Raw genomic sequence first — 21,292 nt, 5'->3', positions numbered from 1 at the left:
CTGAGCCTCCTCCTATGTGCGATAAGGCTTGCTGATCGCCCGTTCGAGCAGATCCTGCAGCACGCTGTAAATAATCGTAAGAATCCAGTACATGATCGCAACGGCTAAATACGTCTCAAAATATTTGAGGTTGCCTGATGCGTACATTTTTCCTTGGGCGAACATCTCCATCACTCCTAATGTAAAGGCGAGCGATGTTTCTTTTAACAGGCCGATAAACGTATTTCCCGTTGCGGGAAGCGCGTTTCTGACGGCCTGCGGGAAAATGATCCGTCTGTATGCCTGTGATTTTGTCATTCCGACGGACAGGCAGGCTTCAAGCTGCCCCTCATCGACTGAGTTGAGCGCGGCGCGGAAAATTTCAGCGAGGTAGGCGGCATTTTTCAGGCTTAGCCCGATAATCGCCGCCGTTAACGCCGTCATCTTGCTCATTCCTGGGAACAGCTGAGGCAGTCCGTAATAAATTAAGAAAAGCTGGACGAGTGTCGGCACGCCCCGAAAAAATGAAATATACACCTTTGACAGCTGGTGAAGCACAGGAATACGATTTTTTGTGATAAGCGCTAATATAAGGCCGCCGATCACGGCAAATACCATGGCCGCGACGGCCATTAGTAATGTGATCGGCAGGGCTTCGATTAACGCGGGAAAAGCTGAAAACATAAATCCCCAATCAATGCTGTTCATTCTCGATTTTCACCGCCGTTTCTTAATGCTTTGCTTCCGTTGTGATATCTTCTTTAAAGTACTTTTCAGACAGCTTTTTCAGCGTGCCGTCTTTCCGCAGTTCTTCAATGGCTTTGTCTACTTTTTTGCGGATTTTATCGTGAGCCGCATCCTTCGCAAACGGGAAAGCGACTTTTTCATAGACAATCGGCTCTCCTGCTAGTTTCAGAGGCAGACCGGTTTTTTTGATTTGGGCGATCAGAACGCTGCGGCTGTTTACGTAAGCGTCAACGCGCCCGTAAGCTACGTCTTTCAGCGTACCTTCTTGTGTTTCATACGTTTTAATGTTGATTTTTTTATCCGGGTCCTTGCTTTCAAGGTTTTTCGCATGGTTTGAGCCGAGAACGGCCGCCACTGTTTTTCCTTTTAGATCATTGACTGATTTGATGTCTTTGTTATCGTCTTTGACGACGATTTGAGTGCCCGCATACGAATACGGTTCTGTGAAGTTATACGTTTTTTTGCGTTCGTCCGTGACAGCGACCTGGTTTGAGATGGTGTCGAGTTTGCCGGTCTGGAGCTCTCCCATCAGGCCGCTGAATTCGAGCAGCTTCCAGTCCAGTTTCATGTTGATTTTTTTCGCAACGGCTTCCATGACATCCACGTCAAAGCCGGTCAGCTTGCCGTTTTCTTTATATGCGAACGGATAGCTTTGCCCCGTGGCGCCGACATGCAGCACGTTATCGCCGCCTTCGCTTTCTTTGCCGTTACCGCATGCTGATAAGACCGCCAGAAGAGCGGCAGACAGCAGCAAAGCCCATGTTTTCTTCTTCATTGAAATCCCGCCTTTTCCTATTTCTATGTTAATCGTGCAATTGTTTTTTTAAATAGATGGTGATGTGCCCTTTTCCTAAATCCTTTTCGCCTGCGCGGACGTAGCCTTTCCGCTCGTACATGCCGATCAGCCACGGATGCTTGTCCGCTGTGCCCAATGATACGAAGGGCGCTTTTAATGTATCGCGGAGCACTGTATTCTCCAGCCACGCCAGCATGTCTGAGCCCGTCCCTTTTTTTCCGGTTTCAGGGTCGACGGCGAACCACCAAATATGAGGGACACCGTACGGACCGGGATTCGGCCCCCACGGCATCCGCAAAGAAATCGTCGCCACGATGCGTCCGTCTTCCTCCAGAACGTAACAGGCGTTTTTTTGTATGTTATTCAAAACGAGCTCTTTATCCGCCGTTGCCGCGGCAAAGTTGATGCCGAGCTTGCGGATCGGTTCATATGCCCTCAGTGTCAGTGAAAGCAGTTCATCAGCGTCCGCTTCCGTTGCGAGCCGGTATCGTTTTGACATAATGAGCCCTCCTTTAATCGGCATATCGGTTTGCCGGTTTTTCCAGTCCGAAATGTTCTCTCAGCGTCGTTCCTTCATACTCTTTTCTGAACACGCCCCGTTCTTGTAAAATCGGAATCACTTTGTCTACAAAAAGAGTGAGACCTTCAGGCAAAAGCGGAGGCATGATGTTGAAGCCGTCACAAGCTTGTTTTTCGACCCATTCCTCCATCTTATCGGCAAGCTGTTCAGGCGTTCCGACAAAGATGTGATGGCCTCTTGAACCCGCCACATATTTGTACAGCTCGCGGATGGTCATGTTATCGCGTTTGGCCATCTCCTGAACGAGCTTGAACCGGCTTTTAACGGCATTTGACGCTTCCGCATCCAATTCAGGCAGCGGGCCGTCAAGCGGGTAAGCGGAAAGATCGACGCCGCCCAGATAGTTTTGCAGAATGTTCAGGCCGACAGACGGGATGATGAGGTCTTGAAGCTCTTCATATTTGGCCCGCGCTTCTTCTTCGGTATCGGCGATAACGGGAAAAATCCCCGGCATGATCGCGATTTTTTCAGGATCCCGGCCGTAAGAAGCCGCTTGTTCTTTAATAGATTGATAGAATTCCTGCGCGGATTCCAGATGATTTTGCGCGGTAAAAATGACCTCCGCGGTTTTGGCTGCCAGCGCCTTTCCGTCACCTGATGAGCCAGCCTGAATAATGACCGGGCGGCCTTGAGGTGTGCGGGCGACATTCAACGGCCCTCTCACTGAAAAATAGGTTCCTTTATGATTCAATTCATGCATTTTGTCTTTTTCGAAAAATGTCCCTGACTCTTTGTCGCGGATAAAGGCGTCTTCCTCCCACGAATCCCATAATCCTTTGACGACTTCCACGAATTCTTCCGCGCGCTGATATCTGAGATGATGCTCCAGATGCGTTTCGCCGCTGAAATTGAGCGCGGTCGATTCAATTGATGATGTGACGACATTCCAGCCCGCGCGGCCGTTGGAAAGATGATCCAGAGATGCAAATTGTCTCGCGATATGGAACGGTTCGCTGTATGTGGTAGACGCGGTCGCCGTCAGACCGATGCGGGATGTGACCTGAGCCAGCGCCGACAGCAGGGTAAACGGCTCAAAGCGCGTCAGCACATTCGGATGCGATTTGCTGTCTATTGATAAACTGTCCGCCAAAAACAGCATGTCCAATTTCCCCCGCTCCGCTGTTTTCGCCAGTTCTTTGAAATAATCCAAATTCATGCTCGCGTCCGCCGGCGCCTCAGGATGTCTCCAAGAGGCGACATGATGGCCGGTGCCTGCGAGAAACACACCGAGTTTGATTTCTTTTTTCTTTGTCATGACGGATCTCCTTCTATAATGAAATACGGTACGGAACATATTAACACCACTAAACCTATATTTCCTATTAAATTTATAAGAATAAATCAAAATGTACAATTGTCAGGCAAGTTTGTCAATGCATTAAGAAAAAAATCATGATTTTAAAAATAACCCGGCGCACCGGCCGGGTTATTTCTTCGAAACTGTATAGACGCTCCCTTTGACTTTTTTCTTGATGACGGCAATGATAAGCAGCAAGACGGGGAACAGCACTTGAAACGGAAGATGAATATAGATCGGGACAATTTTCAGCCCTTCGTTCATGTGTTCCGAAAAATTGCTTGCGATGCTGATGGAGAGAATCAGCACCCCCAATCCGACCGGGAAGGCCAGCTGGGACGGATTTTTTTCTTTAAACAGCGTGGACACGCCCACGACTACCGCATATGTAAAAAGGCTGACTTTGAAAAAACCGCCGATGACGAGCACGAGCATGAAAAAGACATCCAGCCGGTCTAAAAACTCTTCCACTTTAATCGTCTGTATGGTGCTCAGCAGCGGGAATTGAGAGCGGAGCATTAAGTTGACGTCCAGCACACAAATATTAATCGCCACTGACATCGCCAAAAACAGGCCGCTGATGATAATCGCCAGAAACCCTGTTTTCTTCACCTTTTTCCGATCTTTTAAGTAGGGAAATATCATGACAAACACGATTAATTCACCGAACGGGATGAACATGGTCTGTTTAAATACGGAATAAATGACCGGCCCCATCCCGTCCGCTAAAACAGGCTGGAGAAATCTCAGGTTTATCGTGCCGGAGCTGATAATGAGGATCAGCCCGATGGCCGTCAGGAAATACATAATGCTAAACAGTAGCTCGCCGGCTCTCGCTATGACTTCAATTCCCTTTCTGACCGCAAATATCGCGGCGAGCATCAGCATGCCATTCACAATTAGAAGGGGCGTGTCCTGATATGCGAAGGTGACAAGCATTTCGCCAAAATCCCTCAATATGCGGGCGGCGATATAAGCAAAATAGAGAATATAAAGAAGAGAGACCGCCCAGCTCAGATGCCTGCCGATCAGTTCGGTCATGTAATCTCTCGGAGAGGACTCAGGAAAATATTGATACAGCGCCTGATATACGTAGAAAAGTCCGAGACCGGTAACGCACCCGAGAAGCACGGACAGCCATGCATCCCGCCCGGCCATCGTGCCCGGCGGGATCAATAACGAACTGCCCAATTCAAACAAAATGATCATAACAAACAGCTGGCGTGTGCCGATTTTCGCATTTTCCATACGCTTCGCTCCTTTCTCCTCAAATCAATCGTGATCAAGCTTGTCTGAGAGAGGATTATTCCGCAAGCCCGTTCTTCTGATAATGACTTCCGTTTTTACGTCCACGGGGAGGTTGGGGAAAATTTCTTCATCCCATTTCCCTTCGAGCTTTTTCCATTTGTCCGGATGTTTCCGATAGATCAGGTCTCCGAACCCGACGAAATCATTCTTATGGGCTTTAATATCTTCAATTGATTTGGTGATATCTCTATCAAGCTGCGTGCTGAGCGCCTTTTGCATGACCATGATCACTTTCGGATCAGACAGATGGAAAGGGTATCTGACAGCGTCCACCAGCCCTTCAACCTGAGCACGAACGTGAATATGCGGTTTTCCGTTCTGAAAAGTAGCCGTCACCTTTGTATTCTGACGGGTGACCTGCAGACTGATTGCATGCTTCACGTTCTTCCAATCCGCATTGATAAACGTATGCTTGATTTTGTTCAGCAGCCATACCGCACCGACACTGTCGTCATCCTCAATCCAATAATCCAGTCTCCCATCCTTTTTGAACACTGCCAGTCCGTCCGCTGACAGCACCGCTTTCGGTTCAGTCGTCTGCGTATTTTCCATCGTAGGGCCGGCTTTATCGTCTCCGTGCATTTCATAACCCGGAATAAACGGCGACCCGGTCGGAGAAGCAAGATCAATCAGAACGTCCTGAAGGCTTGTTTTCACGACTCTGCCGTATTGTTCCTGTGTGAAACTGAGCGTCTTGTTCACTTTATTGGAAGGGATTTTATCAATCGGCGTCAGCACTTTAATAATGTCTTCAGCCTTGCAATTATGCGCAATAACCACGGTTGCGGTGGTTCTGAATTCGGTATCACGGTCAAGATTGTCCAGAATAAAATTGAGTCCTTCCTCTTTCGCGAGCTTTTCACTGAACACCACAAGATTCGTATGCGCAAAATAGAGCCTTCTGGACACCTTCATCGAGGCTTTTCTCAAAGCTTCCGTCATATTGTCTCCGGACACGGAATAGACGGAAACCGGCGGCCGGTCTCCCGCTCCGCCGCCCTGCAGGCCGCCGGCTACGTTTCCCGGGTTGATAATCTGAAAGTGAAGGACGTATTTTCCCGATTCGGTACGGTCAATACCGATGGCGGAGATTACGGCCAAATCGGTCAGCTCTCTTTTATCCCAGCATCCTGATACAAACATAAGGGAAACCATCGTACAAAGGAGGAGTATCCATTTACGTCTTTTCATTGCCGCCGCCCTCTTCTACATCTTTATTAACCATTCCTCTGGAGGTCTCTGGTTTCGGTCTTTGATGTTCTCCTTGGCGCCTGTTGTTTTTCTGCACGAGCAGCCCCGGCCTTTTTTCATCCGCCCATAACGGAGCGCGGAAAATGGAATCCTTCAGCCCGCCCGGGGTCAAAGGAGCGAGCGGGGACATATACGGAAAACCGAACGAACGCAGTCCGCACAGATGGACAAACATCATGATAATGCCCAGAATCAGCCCGTAAAATCCCATGACGGCCGCGATCAGAATAAAGACAAACCGGATCAGGCGCGCAGATATCGCCATGTCAAAAGCCGGAGTCGCAAAGCTGGCAATCGCCGTCAGCGCGACGACGATCACCATGGCCGGGGAGACGATGCCGGCCTGTACAGCAGCCTGGCCGATGACAAGCGCTCCGACTATGGAAACGGCGGAGCCGACCACTCTCGGAAGACGGACGCCCGCTTCCCTGAGAATCTCGAAGGCCACTTCCATCGTCAGCGCTTCAATTACGGCCGGGAACGGCACGGTCTCCCGCTGGGCCGCGATGACGATCAGCAGCTGCGTCGGAATCATTTCTTGATGAAAGGTTGTCGCCGCCACGTAAATCCCCGGCGCCACCAGCGAAATGAAGAAAATCAAAACCCGAAGCAGCCGGATGCTCGTAGCGATATCAAATCGGGAATAATAATCCTCGACCGATTGAAAAAATTGAATGAATAAGGCTGGCGCGATGAGAACAAACGGCGTTCCGTCCACAATAATCGCAAATCTTCCCTCCAGCAGATTCCCCGCCACAACGTCCGGCCGTTCCGTATGATACACAGTGGGAAATACAGAAAACGGCGCGTCTTCAATAAGCTGTTCAATGTAGCCGGATTCCAGAATGCTGTCGATGTTAATGTGCTTGAGCCGGCTGCGGACTTCCTTAATCAGCTTTTTTTCGCAGATTCCGTTAATATACATCAGCGCGACGTCCGTATTCGTTTCGTGCCCGATCTCCATTTTTTCCACCCATACATCAGGATTTTTTACATACCTGCGGATCATGGAAATATTGGTTTGCAGGGATTCAGTGAATCCCTGCCGCGGTCCGCGGAAGGACACCTGGGTGCTCGGTTCTTCAATGGACCGTTGCTCTCCTCCTTCCGTGCTGGCGATCAGCGCCTTGTCAGCCCCGTCGACAAAAATGAGCGTACTGCCCGCCACCAGCCCGGCATAAAGGCTTTTCCATTTCTCTTCCTCTTTTACTCCGCCGATCGCAAGCGTTTTTTCATATATCAGGCAGACCGCCTGTTCCGGCTGAACGGACGGGATGTCAATTAAATCCTCCAGCAGGGATTGGCTGACAAGCTGCTCGTCTACCAAACCGGCGATATACACGATCGCTGCCGGAAGCTCTTCTTTTCCGATTTTCAGCCGGCGGATGACGACATCGGCACTGTTGCCGAATCTCTCAGACAGCTTCTTCATATTTTCCTTTAAGCTGATGGAGATCGGCTCTTCCCGCTCTTTGTCTGATTTGGTTTCCGCTTCTTTTCTGTCTTCATTGTCACCGTTCTTTTGATCGTCTTTTTTTCGTTTCTTCTGCTTAAAAAATGGCGGCATATCGCAAAAAACCTTTCCTTGTTTTTTTCATATTCTTCCTGTACGGCAAAAGATTATGCACGGCGGATAGTCTGTATAAGTTTTGCGTAATCGAAAAGGATAAAAAGGGAGAGTGATGTGCATGAAAATATTGGGGGTTTCAATTTTTTTGCTGGCTTCCTGTCTGATGATTTCGATAGGAATGGATATGCTGCAAGGATTCAGTCTCTATGGAGCGGTTCGAAACAACCTGTCCGCTTTTAAATTGATGACCTTCTCAGAATGGCTGATGCTGTTTTTCTTCGCCCTCTTTTTAATGAAAGAAATGCTGGCTTTATATAAATCAGGTAAAAAAGATGCCTGACAGGCGCACGTCTGTATGGTGTCAAAAAAGAACACATCCCTCCCTTTGTCGGAGTTCATGTGTTCTTTTTATTTTTCCGGCGGGGATTGTTTTCAGATGACGATATTTCCGATTTCCGTATCTGTCGTGTGTTTCACAATGACGCCTTTGATAATGCGATTGCCGATGATTTTGGTGCTTGCCGAGGAACTGGTTTGGATGGCGGAAGCAGAAGCGGCGGAAAGGTTGTTGATGGTATTGCCCGAAATGAGGGAATTGGAGGCACCGTTCAAATAAATGCCGATCGGGCTGCCCGCCGTTCGGTTGATCGTGATCGTATTGTCTATGACTTCATGCGTGCCTGAGTTCAGATACACGGTAACGATAAGCGGTGATGATTCAAAGCGGTTGCCGATGACAGAGGTTCCTGAGGATGTTGAACTGAAAATGGGGTAGTTTTTGTAGCTTTTGAAGAGATTTCCCTTAATGACAGCCCTGGCGTCATTTGTAACAGATACGGCATAGGACTCCGCGGCGCCCTGAAACGCATTCGGGATGAGCGTATTTCCTTCAATGACGGCATTTCCGCTTGTGACCCATATGCCCCGGCTGAATGATTTCAGCACATTCTGTTTTACGGTGATATTGCCGGCTGACATGCTGATTCCGTCTGTTACCTGATTCAGAGTGTTATTCATAAAGACGGCGTTGTCCGAGAGCGTCGCCCGCATCCCCGTGCTTCGTCTCGTTTCGGAACGTCCGTTTTCAATGACATTGCCGTCAACGGTCACATCTTCCGCCTGATAGACGGAAATACCCGCATTTTCAAATTGATTGATTTTGTTGTGAGTGACCAGGACGCTTTTTCCTCTTACATCTATTCCCGTGGAAAAACCGGTAATCAGATTGTTGGAAATGACGGCATTGCTGCTGTCCTGCCCTTGGGAGACACCTTGTCCGGCGATTCCGGTTCTTGAGCCGCCGTTTGACCAAAAGAGAACATTCCCGGAAATGACGGTATGTGCGCCGTATCCGTAGCTGATTGTGTTGTCGGAATGATTTCCTTCAATTAACACATTATATCCGTTAAAGTTGGTGACTGAGCTTGCGGCGTTTCCGTAAAAGAAGTTGTTGCGAATCGTAATATGAAGAGCTTCTTCATAATCGACATCGCCTTCTCCGTACGATTCAATGTCGATTCCGAATTTCGGAGCTGTTCCGTTCCCTTGCCCGGCGTCTTCGATCACACATTCTTCCACCGTAATGGTATTGCAGCCGGTGATTGAAATGTTGTTCCGTCTTGACTGCCTGATCTCACAGCGGCGGATGGTCACACGTTCTGATGTTTCGTAATCACTGTTTGTTTTTAAACCGAGCGGGCTGACAATAATGCCGTCTCCCGTAAAATCCGATATTTTCACATTTTCGATCAGCACATTGCTGCTGCCTTCAATACAGATGCCAAACCCCCATTCATGAGTCGACCGTAAAGGAACATTGGTATACGTGTGTTCATCCCGTTCCCCGATGATGCGGCCGCCGGTGATGGTGACATTTTCCCGCCTGCCTATATAGAAAGCCGAATAACCCCAGGAGCTGTTCGGCGACACTTTAATCGTGCATTCCGGATCCATGATGATGGAGAGATGGCTCGGCACATTAATTCCCGCGTTCCTAAACGGCTGGCTTTTGTCACCGCCGAGCGTGCCGTTGATTTTATATGTTCCAGGCGGAAAAAACACCGTATGACTGCCCTCGCTGACGGCCTTGGCCAGGCATTGATTGATGGCGGCCGTCACATCGGCAGTCCCGTCTGCTGCCACACCGCAATCCGTTATATCTAAAATACGATTCGGCAAGTAATAATCTCCTCCTTCCTCTCTTATTTCATCTTATTCCGTCATAATCCGCTCCGCCTGTACATACTTTAAATTTTATTAAAAAAGTTTATATAGATAGTTTAGTCAGATTATATGACAAAATAAGCCATTGGAATTAGGAAAATCCATCTATATTCAACGTTTTAATATCTTTTCATTCTGGAATTTTTTGAATTCAGTATAAATTATATTGACACAAGTATTATATAAGAATATGATTTTTGTAATACACTTTTTTAAGAAAGGGTTGGCTCAGGTGGCATCTATTGAAAAGGAATCTATAACAGAAACTGTGCCGCAACGAGGCTTTTTCGGTCATCCCCGCGGCCTGTTCACACTGTTTTTTACTGAATTTTGGGAGCGTTTCTCCTACTATGGTATGAGAGCTATACTGCTTTACTATTTATACACGGAAGTCGCTCATGGCGGTCTCGGATTTGATAAAACCACCGCAGTTGCCATCATGTCCATATACGGGTCTCTCGTATACATGTCGAGCGTCATCGGCGGGTGGCTGGCCGACCGGGTATTCGGTACGGCAAACACCGTTTTTTACGGCGGAATTTTAATTATGTTCGGGCACATCGCTCTTGCCTTCCCTGGCAGCACGGCGGCGTTTTTTACAAGCATGACTCTGATCATTATCGGAACCGGCCTGCTTAAACCAAACGTATCCAGCGTTGTCGGAGCTTTATATACGAAAGAAGACGAGCGCCGCGACTCAGGTTTCAGTATCTTTTACATGGGGATCAACCTCGGCGGATTGCTTGCGCCGCTAATTGTCGGAACACTCGGACAGAAGTACAACTACCACTTAGGCTTCGGATGCGCCGCGGCCGGTATGTTCCTCGGACTGATTGTTTTCGCTCTTACGAGAAAGAAATACCTCGGCAAAGCAGGCTCCAATGTACCGAATCCGATTTCTAAATCGTCAGTGATCGGAACGGGAATCGGAATAATCATCGCAGCAGCCGTTATCATCGTTCTGATTCAAACCGGCTGGCTGACGATCCAGCGTGTGATTGACATCGTCAGTATCCTCGGCATTGCCATTCCGGTTATTTACTTTATTGTGATGTTCATGAGCAAAAAATCGACAAAAACGGAAAAATCACGGCTTGCGGCTTATATTCCGCTGTTTATTGCGGCGGTTATGTTCTGGGCGATTCAGGAGCAGGGCGCGACGATTCTTGCTTTATATGCCGATCAGCGCACGAGACTTTCTTTTGCGGGCATACATCTTGAGTCATCATGGTTTCAGTCTCTGAACCCATTATTCATCGTCATTTTCGCACCTGTGTTTGCTTGGATCTGGCTGAAGCTCGGCAAACGCCAGCCTTCAACACCGATTAAATTCGCGATCGGCATTATTCTTGCCGGATTGTCATTTTTAGTCATGGTGCTTCCGGTTATGGGCGGAAGCGGCGAGCTTGTGAGCCCGCTTTGGCTTGTGCTCAGCTTCCTTTTGGTTGTGCTTGGCGAGCTTTGTCTTTCACCGGTCGGTTTATCCGTCACAACGAAGCTCGCGCCTGCCGCCTTCTCAGCGCAGACCATGAGCATGTGGTTCTTAACAAACGCCTGCGGTCAAGCCCTGAACGCAAAAGTAGTCGGTTTGTTTGATAAGGTTTCTGAAGCGGCCTACTTCGGTTCAATCGGTCTTATTTCGATCATTCTCGGTATTATTTTAGTACTTCTTTCTCCTGTTATTAAACGGGCGATGAAAGGCGTACAATAACTAAAAAAGCCTGCGGACGGTTCCGCAGGCTTTTTTTTGTGCGTCTATCGTTTTAATTCCTCAAGCGTTTCGCTCCACCTCTTCAGGACACCTTCCGGCTCGTGAAGACGGATGACCGGTCCGGATGTCAGATCCGCGTATTTCGCCCGATCTTCCTTGACGGTGATCACGCGGCAGCTGAACCGCTCCCTTTCGTATTTCGCCTCTTTCAGCGGCGGAAGCGCCTCACATTCCAATGTCACGTAATATGCGGCTCCTCCGTGCCAGGCGATGAAAAGAGCTTGTCCCGAATGCAGCAGGCTGTTTACGGTCGTCGTGTTTTTCCATAAGGCGAGCCGGAGATTTGTGCGGCTTACAGCCAATATTTCACCGGCGCTTATCATGGCCGCGTGCGGACGGCCTTCTTTTGTCACGGATTGCAGCACAAATGCGTCGTGCTGTTTTTTTTCAAGCTCCGTTCCGTCTAAAAGCGTGTAAAGCGCCGCCGGCAAGTGCTCCGTCAGCATTACGCTTTTCTTTCCGGGACAGCGGGAACATGTGTGGCCGTCTCCGTTTCTTTCGGATCAATTTTAAATGCCGGGTTGAACGCCGCCGGATTGGTGATGCTTTCCGGTTCACAGGATCTCCATGTGAAAAAGCAGGTTTGGCATTGGTATATTTCCCAAGCGCCTTTGACCGGCGATTGGCTGACGGTTTCTCCTTTTTTCGATTCACAGCGCGGGCATGTTTTCATAGCAAACTCATCCTTTCTTATTGATTCATTAAGTCCATCAGTTTTTGTTCCCACTCTTTCGTTGTCAGCGGAGAATCAAGCGGCTGCGAATAATGGCCTCTTGTTTCCGGCGCGACTGGCGTCGTGGCGTCAAGAATCATTTTGTGTGTCATCCCAGCCGGATCAGACCCAGGGTCAAGCGGAAGGACAGACAGGTCAGGAATGATGACCGCGTCGTGTTTCGGATGCATTTTCGTTGAGAGCGCCCACATGACTTGCGGGAGGTTAAACGGATCGACATCCTCATCCACGACAATGACCATTTTGCAGTAGCCGAGTCCGTGCGGCGTCGTCAGGGCGCGCATGCCGACCGCCTTGGCAAAGCCGCCGTAGCGTGTTTTCGTTGAAATGATGGCGATCAGGCCGTGCGTATACATCGCGTTGACGGCGACGATTTCGTTCGGATAGGCTTCCTTCAGCTGCTGGTAAAGCGGCACGCACGTATTAATGCCGATCATATAATCGCACTCCGTCCACGGCATGCCTAAGTATAAATGTTCAAAGATCGGATTGTTTCTATGATATACCCGTTTGATTTTGATGACCGGCATGCTGCGGCCGCCTGAATAATGGCCTGTGAACTCACCGAAAGGGCCTTCGTATTCCCGTTCTCCCGCGAGGATCTCTCCTTCCAGAACGACTTCGGCGCCCCAAGGGATGTCTAAATCAGACAGCTTAGATTTGACGATTCTGTAGGGCTCCCCTTGAATCGCGCCGGCCATCTCATACTCGGATTGATCGTATAGCAGCGGAGTTGACGCGGCCGTCGTAATCACCGGTTCACAGCCGAGCGCGATCGTAACGGGAAGATTGACGCCGCGTTCTTCAGCCTGGCGAAGATGAATCGCAATATCATGCTGAGGCACGGGCTGAATGCCGAGGCGGTCTTTTCCCTTCACCTGCATTCTGTAAATGCCGACATTCTGCTTGCCGAAATTGTCCGGATCTTCAAGATCGCGGGAAATGACGCACGCTTTATCCAAGTAATACCCGCCGTCCCCCTGGTTGATTCTGAATAGCGGAAGGATGTCAAAAAGGTTGATGTCCTCAGTAATTTCATTTTCATGAAACGGCGCGGTTTCTTCACGTTTGACCGCTACCGGGAATGAATCGTACCGTTTGGCGAACTCAAAGAATTGTTCTTTTACAGGCGTATCTTTCGGCATGCCCAGCATCATCGCGTGATTCGGCCATGAGCCGATGACATTCAGGGCGACCTGCGCATGGTGATGTCCGTAAATATTGTTAAACAAAAGCGCGGGGGTTTTATCCCCGAGGTTGCTGGCTGCACGCGCGGCGGCGCCCAGATCCGGCTCCGGTTTTACCTCTTCGTTGACTGTCAGCAGCTGCCCTTCTTTTTCAAGAGCGGCGAGAAATTCCCTAAAATCCTGATAGGCCATTATCAGATTCCTCCTTTTTGTTTTTCAATTCCGTACCACCGTTTCGCTTCCGGCAGACGGATCCCGAACTGGTCGAGCGTCCGGAACACGATGTGGTCGATCAATTCGTCCATGTCAGCCGGCTTGTTGTAAAAGGCCGGCATCGGCGGAAGAATGACGGAACCCATTTTTGTAAGCGCTAGCATATTTTCTAAATGAATTTGGCTGAGCGGCGTTTCTCTTGTCAGCAGCACAAGTTTTTTCCTCTCTTTCAGGATGACGTCTGCCGCTCTTGTCAGCAGATTGTCAGCCATTCCGGTGCGGATGCTTGCAAGTGATTTCATGCTGCACGGAGCGATGATCATCCCGTCCGTTTCAAACGAGCCGCTTGAAATCGCCGCCGCCTGGTCTTTGTGAGAATACGTATAGGACGCCAGTTTCTCGACATCTTTTAACGTATAATCGGTTTCATGTGTGATGGTGACATTTGCCCAAGGTGACACGACAAGATGGGTTTCGATCTCCGCGGCTTTTAAATATTCTAAAAGCCTGATCCCGAATATGGCCCCCGTAGCCCCGGTCATTCCGATGACGAGCTTCATATTGACCCTCCTTTACGCTTGAAATATGGTGTCAAAACCATCATACTCCTGATATATCCATATGAAAAATATTCGTTAAATCTATGTATCATACCTTAAAAGTATATAAGAAAGGAGCGTGGCTTATGGATATCAGGCAATTGCGTTATTTCGTCACCATCGCCCAAGAGCAGAAAATCACGACGGCCGCCAAAAAGCTTCATATGGCGCAGCCGCCGTTAAGCAGACAGCTGAAACAGCTGGAAGATGAATTGGGCGTCATCCTGTTTGACCGCAATAAAAAGAAACAAATGACCCTTACATATGAAGGAAATGTCTTTTTGAAAAGAGCGAAAGAGATTCTTCATAAGTTTGAGGATGCCATTATCGAGGTACAAGAGCTGAAGGAGGAAGTGGCCGGCACGCTTGCCGTAGGGTCAACCATTTACTGCGCCGCGCTCATGCTTGAAAAAGTGTCACAGATGAAAGAACGGTATCCGCATCTCACCTTTAACATTTGGGAAGATGAACCCGTCTCACTGCTGGAGCTATTGGAATCCAGACAGATTGACGCTGCTGTCACCACCACTTTGATTAAAAACGACGGCATTGAATCGAAGGAACTTGAAGACATTCCGTGCGTCTTGGTGCTGTCCGAGCATACGAAACGTCTGTGCGGTGAAACGATTAAGCTGAATGATATCGCCTCTTTGCCTCTGATCCTTTTGCGCACCGTCAATGGAAAGGGTGTGTATGATCAAGTCCTCCATGTTTGTGAACAGTACGATCTCGACCTACGTGTTGTCTGTGAATGTCATGATTCCGCGACGCTCTTGAGCCTCGTATCATCAGGATTCGGCGCCACGATTCTGCCTTTGACGATGATTCCCGTCCATATGCGTTCGCATGTCAAAACGGTTATCATCGAGGACAACCCGTTTGTCATGACGCCGGCCGTCATCTGGAGAAAAGACAGCTATCTCCCGAAGCCGGTCAGACAGTTTTTGGAATTATTTTGATCGTGAAAACACGAAGATTTCACACTCATGAAAACCAATTACTTGACTCATACTAAAAAAAAGTTATCCTTTACAATTGGGAGCTATTTTTTCTCAATAAAACTACTCAGAAAAGTGGGGAATAAAGAAGATGAAAAAAGCATTGTTCGCTTTATTCATGATGGTCAGCATCGCGGTGCTTGCAGCCTGCGGAAACTCACAGGGCAGCGGATCTAAGTCAAAAGACAGCGATCTTTGGGCTTCTGTCAAGAAAAAAGGCGTACTGACCGTCGGTACAGAAGGAACGTACGAACCGTTTACCTTCCATGATAAAAAGACTGATAAACTGACCGGATATGATGTGGAAGTGATTCAAGAAGTCGCGAAACGTCTCGGTCTGAAAGCTGACTTCAAAGAAACGCAATGGGACAGCATGTTTGCCGGTCTAAACTCGAAGCGGTTTGACGTCGTCGCTAACCAAGTCGGCAAAACAGGCCGTGAGAACCAATATGATTTTTCTGATAAATACACAACGTCAAATGCCGTCGTCGTGACGAAAAAAGACAGCACGATTGCAAAAGAAGCTGATGTCAAAGGAAAAACAGCGGCTCAGTCATTAACAAGCAATTACAATAAATTAGCGAAAGATGCCGGCGCGAAAGTTGAAGGCGTTGAAGGCATGGCGCAATCCCTTCAGCTCATTCAGCAGGGCCGCGCTGATCTGACTTACAACGATAAACTTGCCGTACTGAACTACTTAAAAACGTCCGGCAATAAAAACGTGAAAATCGCGTTTGAAGCAGGCCAGCCGCAGCAGACATATTTCGCATTCCGAAAAGGAAGCGGCGAACTTGTGACTCACGTCAACAAAGCGTTAAAAGACATGAAAGAGGACGGGACTCTTTCTAAAATAGCTAAAAAATGGTTCGGCGAAGATGTTTCTAAGTAACATGCCCGAGCCGGTGATTGCGGCAGCCATTCCTTGGGACCTGGTGCAGCAGTCATTCTGGCCGATTCTTTCCGGGGGAATCTATTACTCGATTCCCCTTACTATTCTTTCCTTTATTTTCGGAATGATCATCGCGCTGATTACGGCGCTCGCCAGAATGTCAAATATGAAACCATTGAGATGGGTGTTCAGCGTATACGTATCAGCAGTGCGCGGCACTCCTCTTCTCGTTCAATTGTTCATCATTTTTTATCTGTTCCCGACCTTTAATATTACGCTGGACCCTTTCCCAAGCGCAGTTATCGCATTTTCATTAAATGTGGGCGCCTATGCTTCTGAAATCATCCGGGCATCTATTTCATCCGTGCCGAAAGGGCAATGGGAAGCCGGTTATACGATCGGCATGACCTATCGCAAGACATTGTTCCGCGTAATCCTGCCGCAGGCGTTTCGCGTGTCCATTCCGCCATTATCAAATACATTTATCAGCCTGATCAAGGATACATCTCTCGCGTCACAGATTCTCGTCGCGGAGCTGTTCAGAAAAGCGCAGGAGATCGGCGCGCAAAACCTTGATCAAATCTTGGTCATCTATATTGAAGCCGCCTTTATTTATTGGATCATCTGCTTCTTGCTGTCAATCGTACAGCATGTGATCGAACGGCGTCTCGACCGTTATGTGGCCAAATAAGGAGGTTTCGATATGCTTTCCGTCAAAGGATTGAATAAATCATTCGGACAGAATGAAATTTTAAAAAAGATAGATATGGAGATAGAAAAAGGGAAAGTCATCGCCATTCTGGGACCGTCCGGTTCAGGAAAAACGACGCTCCTGCGCTGTCTGAACGCGCTTGAGATCCCCAACCGCGGCGAACTGGCATTCTCCGATTTTTCTATAGATTTCTCCAAAAAAGTGAAGCAGGCTGATATCCTCCGCCTCCGCCGCAAATCAGGCATGGTCTTTCAGGCGTATCATCTGTTTCCTCACCGCACGGCGCTTGAAAACGTCATGGAAGGACCCATTCAAGTGCAAAAGCGCGACAAGGAGCAAGTCAGAAAAGAAGCGATGGAGCTTCTTGAAAAAGTCGGGCTGAAAGACAAAATGAACTTATACCCGTTCCAGCTTTCCGGCGGTCAGCAGCAGCGTGTCGGCATCGCCCGCGCGCTTGCGATTCAGCCCGAGCTGATGCTGTTTGACGAACCGACGTCAGCGCTTGATCCGGAGCTGGTCGGCGAGGTGCTTAAAGTCATTAAGGATTTGGCGAACGAAGGGTGGACGATGGTTGTCGTCACGCACGAAATCAAATTCGCGCAGGAAGTGGCCGATGAGGTCATCTTCATTGACGGCGGCGTCATTGTGGAACAAGGACCGCCGGCCCAAATTTTTTCCGCGCCGAAAGAAGAACGTACGCAGCGGTTCTTAAATCGTATACTGAATCCTTTGTAGGATCCGGAGAAGAAGCGAAACACTGATTTCGCTTCTTCTTTTTTTCGGCGTTTATGCTACAATGACAATTAATGAAATTTTATGAAAGAAGGGACCTCTTTGAAGCGGGAATTCGTGATGCGCTGGACGTTTTATTTTGCCGGTCTGTTGATTTTGTCTTTCGGGGTATCTTTAACCATTAAAGGAAAAGCTCTCGGCATCAGCCCTTGGGATGCCTTTCATTATGGGCTTTTTCAGCATTTCGGGCTTTCCGTCGGCCAATGGTCCATCTTGGTCGGGGCGGTGATCGTCGTTTTAACCTGCCTGTTCACGAGAACGCTTCCGAAAATCGGCGCCATCTTGAATATGGTGCTGATGGGAATGTTTATTGATTTCTTTTCGTTTCTGCTTCCTGAGGCGCACGCTTTTTCCTTAGCAGCCGTGTTTTTTTCTTTCGGATTGCTGCTGATCGGCTGCGGCGTCGGGGTTTACGTATCAGCCGGGCTCGGTGCGGGCCCCCGGGACTCTCTGATGATGCTGATATCTGAGAAAACGGGCTGGAACGTGCAATGGGTGCGGAACGGCATTGAGCTGACGGTTCTGGCCGCAGCCTGGACGATGGGCGGACCGATCGGCGCCGGAACGATTATTACGGCGGTTTTGACTGGGCTGATTCTGCGCTTTTCTTTGCCTCAGTCCTCTAAACTGTTAACATATGCAATCTCAGGGCGGGCAACGTCCGTACATTAAAAACAAAGCCGAAATGGTTTTGTTTTTTTATTTTCGGACAGCTTGCGTCTGATATGATAGGATGGTTTTGACAATATTTGCAGACGGAGGATCTGGACATGAAGATTTACGGAGTATATATGGACCGGCCGCTTTCTCCGGAAGAAGAAGATCGGATGATGGCGGCCGTGTCCGCCAATAAGCGGGAAAAATGCCGGCGCTTTTACCATAAGGAGGATGCTCACCGCACCTTGATCGGCGATATGCTGATCCGCACCGCCGCGGGGAAGGCTTACGGACTTGATCCGGCTGCGATTTCATTCAGCGTCCAGGAATACGGAAAACCGTATATCCCCGCGCTTCCGGACATGCACTTTAACATTTCCCACTCCGGGCGCTGGGTCGTGTGTGCCGTTGATTCAAAACCGATCGGCATTGATATTGAAAAAATGAAGCCCGGCACGATTGATATCGCCAAACGGTTTTTTTCGCCGACGGAATACAGTGATCTGCAAGCAAAACACCCTGACCGGCAGACCGATTATTTTTACCACCTGTGGTCGATGAAAGAAAGCTTTATCAAACAGGCCGGAAAAGGGCTTTCCCTGCCGCTTGATTCATTCAGCGTCCGCCTCAAAGACGACGGCCATGTGTCCATTGAGCTCCCGGACGGACATGAACCTTGTTTCATCCGCACATATGATGCGGACGAGGAATATAAGCTGGCCGTTTGTGCGGCTCATCCCAATTTTTGTGACGGAATTGAGATGAAAACGTATGAAGAGCTGCGGTAAAAATAGAAAAAGGAGGGTGTCCCCCTCCTTTTTTGTCAGCCTGATATTTCCGCCTGTTTCTGCAGCTGCTTTGCTTCTTGATAAATTTCTTCGAACAGATCCGCGATGTGTTCTTCTTCGACGCATGAAAATGCGATTCGCAAATCCGTCTCATTGATGGATATCGTCCCGATTCCTCTTTTTTCAAGCAATGAGACTCTCAATTCACCGGCGTTTATATCTTTCAGCCGGACACACATGAAATAGCCCGAGTTAAACGGATAAGGCGTCCATACGTCTTCATAGTGCTTGTTTTCTGCAAGAACGGCTTTTACTTTGTCAGCCCGTTTTTTCATAATGTTATATTTCAGCGATTTTTCTTTCTCGTATTCCGGTGACTGCATCGCCCGCAGCATAAATGTTTGGGAAGGGTGCGGGGCGCTTGAAATCGTCCCCCTGATGATTCCTTTTGTTTTTTCCTCGAGCACGCGCAGCGCTTTTTCGCTTTTTGTGCTGTACGTAATAAAACCGACGCGGAAGCCCCACGCGTAATTTTCCTTCGTCGCGCCGTCTATTTTCACGCAAAGCACCCGGTCGTGCACTTGAGCGAGTTTGCTGAAGATGGATTCCTGAATAGCCGTTTCATCGTAAAACAGATTGTAATACGCATCGTCTACGAGCACGACAATCTCTTTGCCGGCCTCCGCCGCCTCCAAGATCACGCTGACGATTTCTGACGCTTCCTCTTCTCCCGGCGTATAGCCTGTCGGATTATTCGGGAAATTCAGCACGACAATCGCCTTCTCTTCCTGCTTTTTCAGCAGCTCGGACAGCCCTGCCGCATTAAAACGCCCATCGTGCTGAAAAAGCGGGTACGTCTCAATAGATGCCTTGCGCCGGACACCGAAAATGAAGTTGTAATTTCCCCAATATTTATCAGGGAGAAGGAGCGTATCCCCTTCATTGACGAACAAGTCGGCGGCAATGCTCAGCCCGTGTGTCAAAGCGTTTGTCACGATCGGCGTGCTGATGTCTTTGCCGGCTAATGAAGGATTTTCGAGACGCATTTTTTTCAGCCATTCCTGTCTGAGCGGCTCTTTTCCCTGCGGCGGAGCATAATCGTAGATATCATCGGGGTTATAGGCGGACAACGTCTCTTGAATATGGGAAAAGTGCATGGACTCCCCTTGTGAGGTGGCGATTCCGATCGTGGCATTATACTTTCCGGCCTTGGCTTTCGCTTCCGCTGATTGCGTCAGCACCCCTTTCGGATAAAACAAATCTTTGCCCAAATCAGAAAGCATATGAAGCACGTGCGGGTTTTCTTCAGATAATGTTCTGTTCAGCTCTTTTGCTGCATCATTCATGTACGACAATCCCTTCAAAATTATATTCCATCAAATCATAACATAAAATTTTTGATAAATGAGAAAACGATCGGGCAGATTTTGTTACAAAAAACAGACAGCGAATGCTGTCTGTCATAACCTATAACAATTGGCCTGCAGTGCTCCTGTTAATAATCTCATAGATTCGTTCCGCCACTTTTGCAGTTTCACTTAATATGAACATGTGGCCGTCCGAAAACTCATGAAATACGGGATTTGCGGCCCATTTTTTCCATCCGTCCGCATCTTTGATACATTTTTTATCCTTCCGCCCGTTAAAAATATGGACGGGTGATTGAATGGTGTGAAGATCAGACGGCCGGAAGCTTTCAAGCGCACGGTAGTCGGATCTGAAAGAAGGCAGGAAAAATGACATGACCTCCTTATTTTCCACTAACTCCTGCGGCATTCCGCCAAGCTCGATAATATGGGCGAGAAATTTTTCATCATCAAGATGAGAAACCTTTTTCCTTTCCACATGCGGCGGCTGAATGGCTGAGATGATCACGGCCTCAGGGTAAATGCCTTCCCGCTCCAGCTTTTGCGCCAGCCTGAAAGCGACCATGCCTCCCATACTGTGCCCGAACAGCACAAACGGACGGTCAGGACGGAGATTCAGCTCCTGCTTGTACAAGCTGACGAGCTGTTCAAAATCCTCAACGGCTGACATTTGATTTGTCCCGTGTCCAGGCGGTTCCGCGGCAAGCATCTCACATTCACCTTGGAGATAGGTGTGGAGCGGGCGGAATGATGCTGAATAGCCTCCTGCGAACGGAAAACAGATGAGCTGCGTTTTTTCTGTGGTATCGAACGATTTAAAGAGCTGGACCATTAG

General features: G+C 48.7%; 21 protein-coding genes and 1 pseudogene. 8 read left to right on the top strand and 14 right to left on the bottom strand.

Going from position 1 to position 21,292, the window contains the following annotated elements:
* Positions 1-12: 12 nt before the first annotated feature.
* From AD710_RS09770 to gerKA, 7 genes are all read right to left on the bottom strand, one after another.
* Positions 13-687, bottom strand: a complete 675-nt coding sequence (locus AD710_RS09770; RefSeq protein WP_016937270.1) for an amino acid ABC transporter permease — start codon at positions 685-687, stop codon at positions 13-15.
* Positions 688-709: 22 nt separating this feature from the next.
* Positions 710-1,501, bottom strand: a complete 792-nt coding sequence (locus tag AD710_RS09765; RefSeq protein WP_049627879.1) for an amino acid ABC transporter substrate-binding protein — start codon at positions 1,499-1,501, stop codon at positions 710-712.
* Between the two features lie 28 nt (positions 1,502-1,529).
* Positions 1,530-2,021, bottom strand: coding sequence for a GNAT family N-acetyltransferase (locus AD710_RS09760; protein ID WP_049627878.1), 492 nt, complete (start codon positions 2,019-2,021; stop codon positions 1,530-1,532).
* A gap of 13 nt (positions 2,022-2,034) precedes the next feature.
* Positions 2,035-3,357 (bottom strand): LLM class flavin-dependent oxidoreductase, encoded by a 1,323-nt coding sequence (locus AD710_RS09755; RefSeq protein ID WP_047476218.1) that lies wholly within the window; start codon positions 3,355-3,357, stop codon positions 2,035-2,037.
* A gap of 171 nt (positions 3,358-3,528) precedes the next feature.
* Complete coding sequence (locus AD710_RS09750) at positions 3,529-4,647, bottom strand: endospore germination permease GerKB (protein WP_049627877.1); 1,119 nt, start codon at positions 4,645-4,647, stop codon at positions 3,529-3,531.
* Positions 4,648-4,671: 24 nt separating this feature from the next.
* Positions 4,672-5,898 carry a Ger(x)C family spore germination protein gene (locus AD710_RS09745; RefSeq protein ID WP_049627876.1) on the bottom strand — a complete coding sequence of 409 codons (1,227 nt, stop codon included), beginning with the start codon at positions 5,896-5,898 and terminating at the stop codon, positions 4,672-4,674.
* Positions 5,885-7,525 carry a spore germination protein GerKA gene (gerKA, locus tag AD710_RS09740; protein WP_049627875.1) on the bottom strand — a complete coding sequence of 547 codons (1,641 nt, stop codon included), beginning with the start codon at positions 7,523-7,525 and terminating at the stop codon, positions 5,885-5,887. Before gerKA ends, AD710_RS09745 begins: the two co-directional genes overlap by 14 nt.
* A 121-nt stretch (positions 7,526-7,646) precedes the next feature.
* On the opposite strand from gerKA, the gene AD710_RS09735 reads away from it, so the two are divergent.
* A complete protein-coding gene (locus AD710_RS09735; RefSeq protein WP_047476210.1) occupies positions 7,647-7,868 on the top strand; it encodes a YczF family membrane protein in 222 nt (73 codons plus the stop codon).
* A 92-nt stretch (positions 7,869-7,960) separates the two neighbouring features.
* Here the strand turns inward: AD710_RS09735 and AD710_RS09730 are convergent, their stop codons facing one another.
* Entirely contained in the window at positions 7,961-9,706 is a 1,746-nt protein-coding gene (locus tag AD710_RS09730) for a right-handed parallel beta-helix repeat-containing protein (RefSeq protein WP_049627874.1), read from the bottom strand.
* A 277-nt stretch (positions 9,707-9,983) separates the two neighbouring features.
* On the opposite strand from AD710_RS09730, the gene AD710_RS09725 reads away from it, so the two are divergent.
* Positions 9,984-11,462 carry a peptide MFS transporter gene (locus AD710_RS09725; RefSeq protein WP_049627873.1) on the top strand — a complete coding sequence of 493 codons (1,479 nt, stop codon included), beginning with the start codon at positions 9,984-9,986 and terminating at the stop codon, positions 11,460-11,462.
* A 44-nt stretch (positions 11,463-11,506) separates the two neighbouring features.
* Here the strand turns inward: AD710_RS09725 and AD710_RS09720 are convergent, their stop codons facing one another.
* From AD710_RS09720 to AD710_RS09705, 4 genes and pseudogenes are all read right to left on the bottom strand, one after another.
* A complete protein-coding gene (locus AD710_RS09720) occupies positions 11,507-11,968 on the bottom strand; it encodes a hypothetical protein (protein WP_047476204.1) in 462 nt (153 codons plus the stop codon).
* Positions 11,968-12,195, bottom strand: a complete 228-nt coding sequence (locus tag AD710_RS09715) for a non-oxidative hydroxyarylic acid decarboxylases subunit D (RefSeq protein ID WP_016937281.1) — start codon at positions 12,193-12,195, stop codon at positions 11,968-11,970. The genes AD710_RS09720 and AD710_RS09715 overlap by 1 nt, the downstream gene beginning before the upstream one ends.
* A gap of 17 nt (positions 12,196-12,212) precedes the next feature.
* Positions 12,213-13,634 (bottom strand): phenolic acid decarboxylase BsdC, encoded by a 1,422-nt coding sequence (gene bsdC / locus AD710_RS09710; RefSeq protein WP_016937282.1) that lies wholly within the window; start codon positions 13,632-13,634, stop codon positions 12,213-12,215.
* A gap of 2 nt (positions 13,635-13,636) precedes the next feature.
* A pseudogene (locus tag AD710_RS09705) lies at positions 13,637-14,256 on the bottom strand (non-oxidative hydroxyarylic acid decarboxylases subunit B).
* Between the two features lie 84 nt (positions 14,257-14,340).
* Here AD710_RS09705 and AD710_RS09700 point away from each other — a divergent pair.
* From AD710_RS09700 to AD710_RS09675, 6 genes are all read left to right on the top strand, one after another.
* On the top strand, positions 14,341-15,213 hold the full coding sequence (locus AD710_RS09700; RefSeq protein ID WP_049627872.1) for a transcriptional regulator BsdA: 873 nt from the start codon (positions 14,341-14,343) through the stop codon (positions 15,211-15,213).
* Between the two features lie 130 nt (positions 15,214-15,343).
* The gene (tcyA, locus tag AD710_RS09695; protein ID WP_016937284.1) at positions 15,344-16,141 is read left to right on the top strand and encodes a cystine ABC transporter substrate-binding lipoprotein TcyA; all 798 of its coding nucleotides are present in this window, start codon (positions 15,344-15,346) and stop codon (positions 16,139-16,141) included.
* Positions 16,128-16,832 (top strand): amino acid ABC transporter permease, encoded by a 705-nt coding sequence (locus AD710_RS09690; RefSeq protein WP_016937285.1) that lies wholly within the window; start codon positions 16,128-16,130, stop codon positions 16,830-16,832. The genes tcyA and AD710_RS09690 overlap by 14 nt, the downstream gene beginning before the upstream one ends.
* A 12-nt stretch (positions 16,833-16,844) precedes the next feature.
* Positions 16,845-17,588, top strand: a complete 744-nt coding sequence (gene tcyC, locus AD710_RS09685; RefSeq protein WP_049627871.1) for a cystine ABC transporter ATP-binding protein TcyC — start codon at positions 16,845-16,847, stop codon at positions 17,586-17,588.
* 99 nt (positions 17,589-17,687) lie between these two features.
* On the top strand, positions 17,688-18,317 hold the full coding sequence (locus tag AD710_RS09680) for a YczE/YyaS/YitT family protein (RefSeq protein ID WP_016937287.1): 630 nt from the start codon (positions 17,688-17,690) through the stop codon (positions 18,315-18,317).
* Positions 18,318-18,415: 98 nt separating this feature from the next.
* Positions 18,416-19,090, top strand: a complete 675-nt coding sequence (locus AD710_RS09675; protein WP_016937288.1) for a 4'-phosphopantetheinyl transferase family protein — start codon at positions 18,416-18,418, stop codon at positions 19,088-19,090.
* 35 nt (positions 19,091-19,125) lie between these two features.
* Here the strand turns inward: AD710_RS09675 and AD710_RS09670 are convergent, their stop codons facing one another.
* Both AD710_RS09670 and srfAD read right to left on the bottom strand, forming a co-directional pair.
* Positions 19,126-20,436, bottom strand: a complete 1,311-nt coding sequence (locus AD710_RS09670) for an aminotransferase class I/II-fold pyridoxal phosphate-dependent enzyme (RefSeq protein WP_016937289.1) — start codon at positions 20,434-20,436, stop codon at positions 19,126-19,128.
* 121 nt (positions 20,437-20,557) lie between these two features.
* A complete protein-coding gene (gene srfAD / locus AD710_RS09665; protein ID WP_049627870.1) occupies positions 20,558-21,289 on the bottom strand; it encodes a surfactin biosynthesis thioesterase SrfAD in 732 nt (243 codons plus the stop codon).
* Between the last annotated feature and the right edge of the window lie 3 nt (positions 21,290-21,292).

Origin of the sequence: Bacillus sp. JFL15 (assembly GCF_001184225.1) — a bacterium.
GTDB classification, from domain to species: domain Bacteria; phylum Bacillota; class Bacilli; order Bacillales; family Bacillaceae; genus Bacillus; species Bacillus siamensis.
This window is presented reverse-complemented; position numbering and strand designations above follow the sequence as displayed.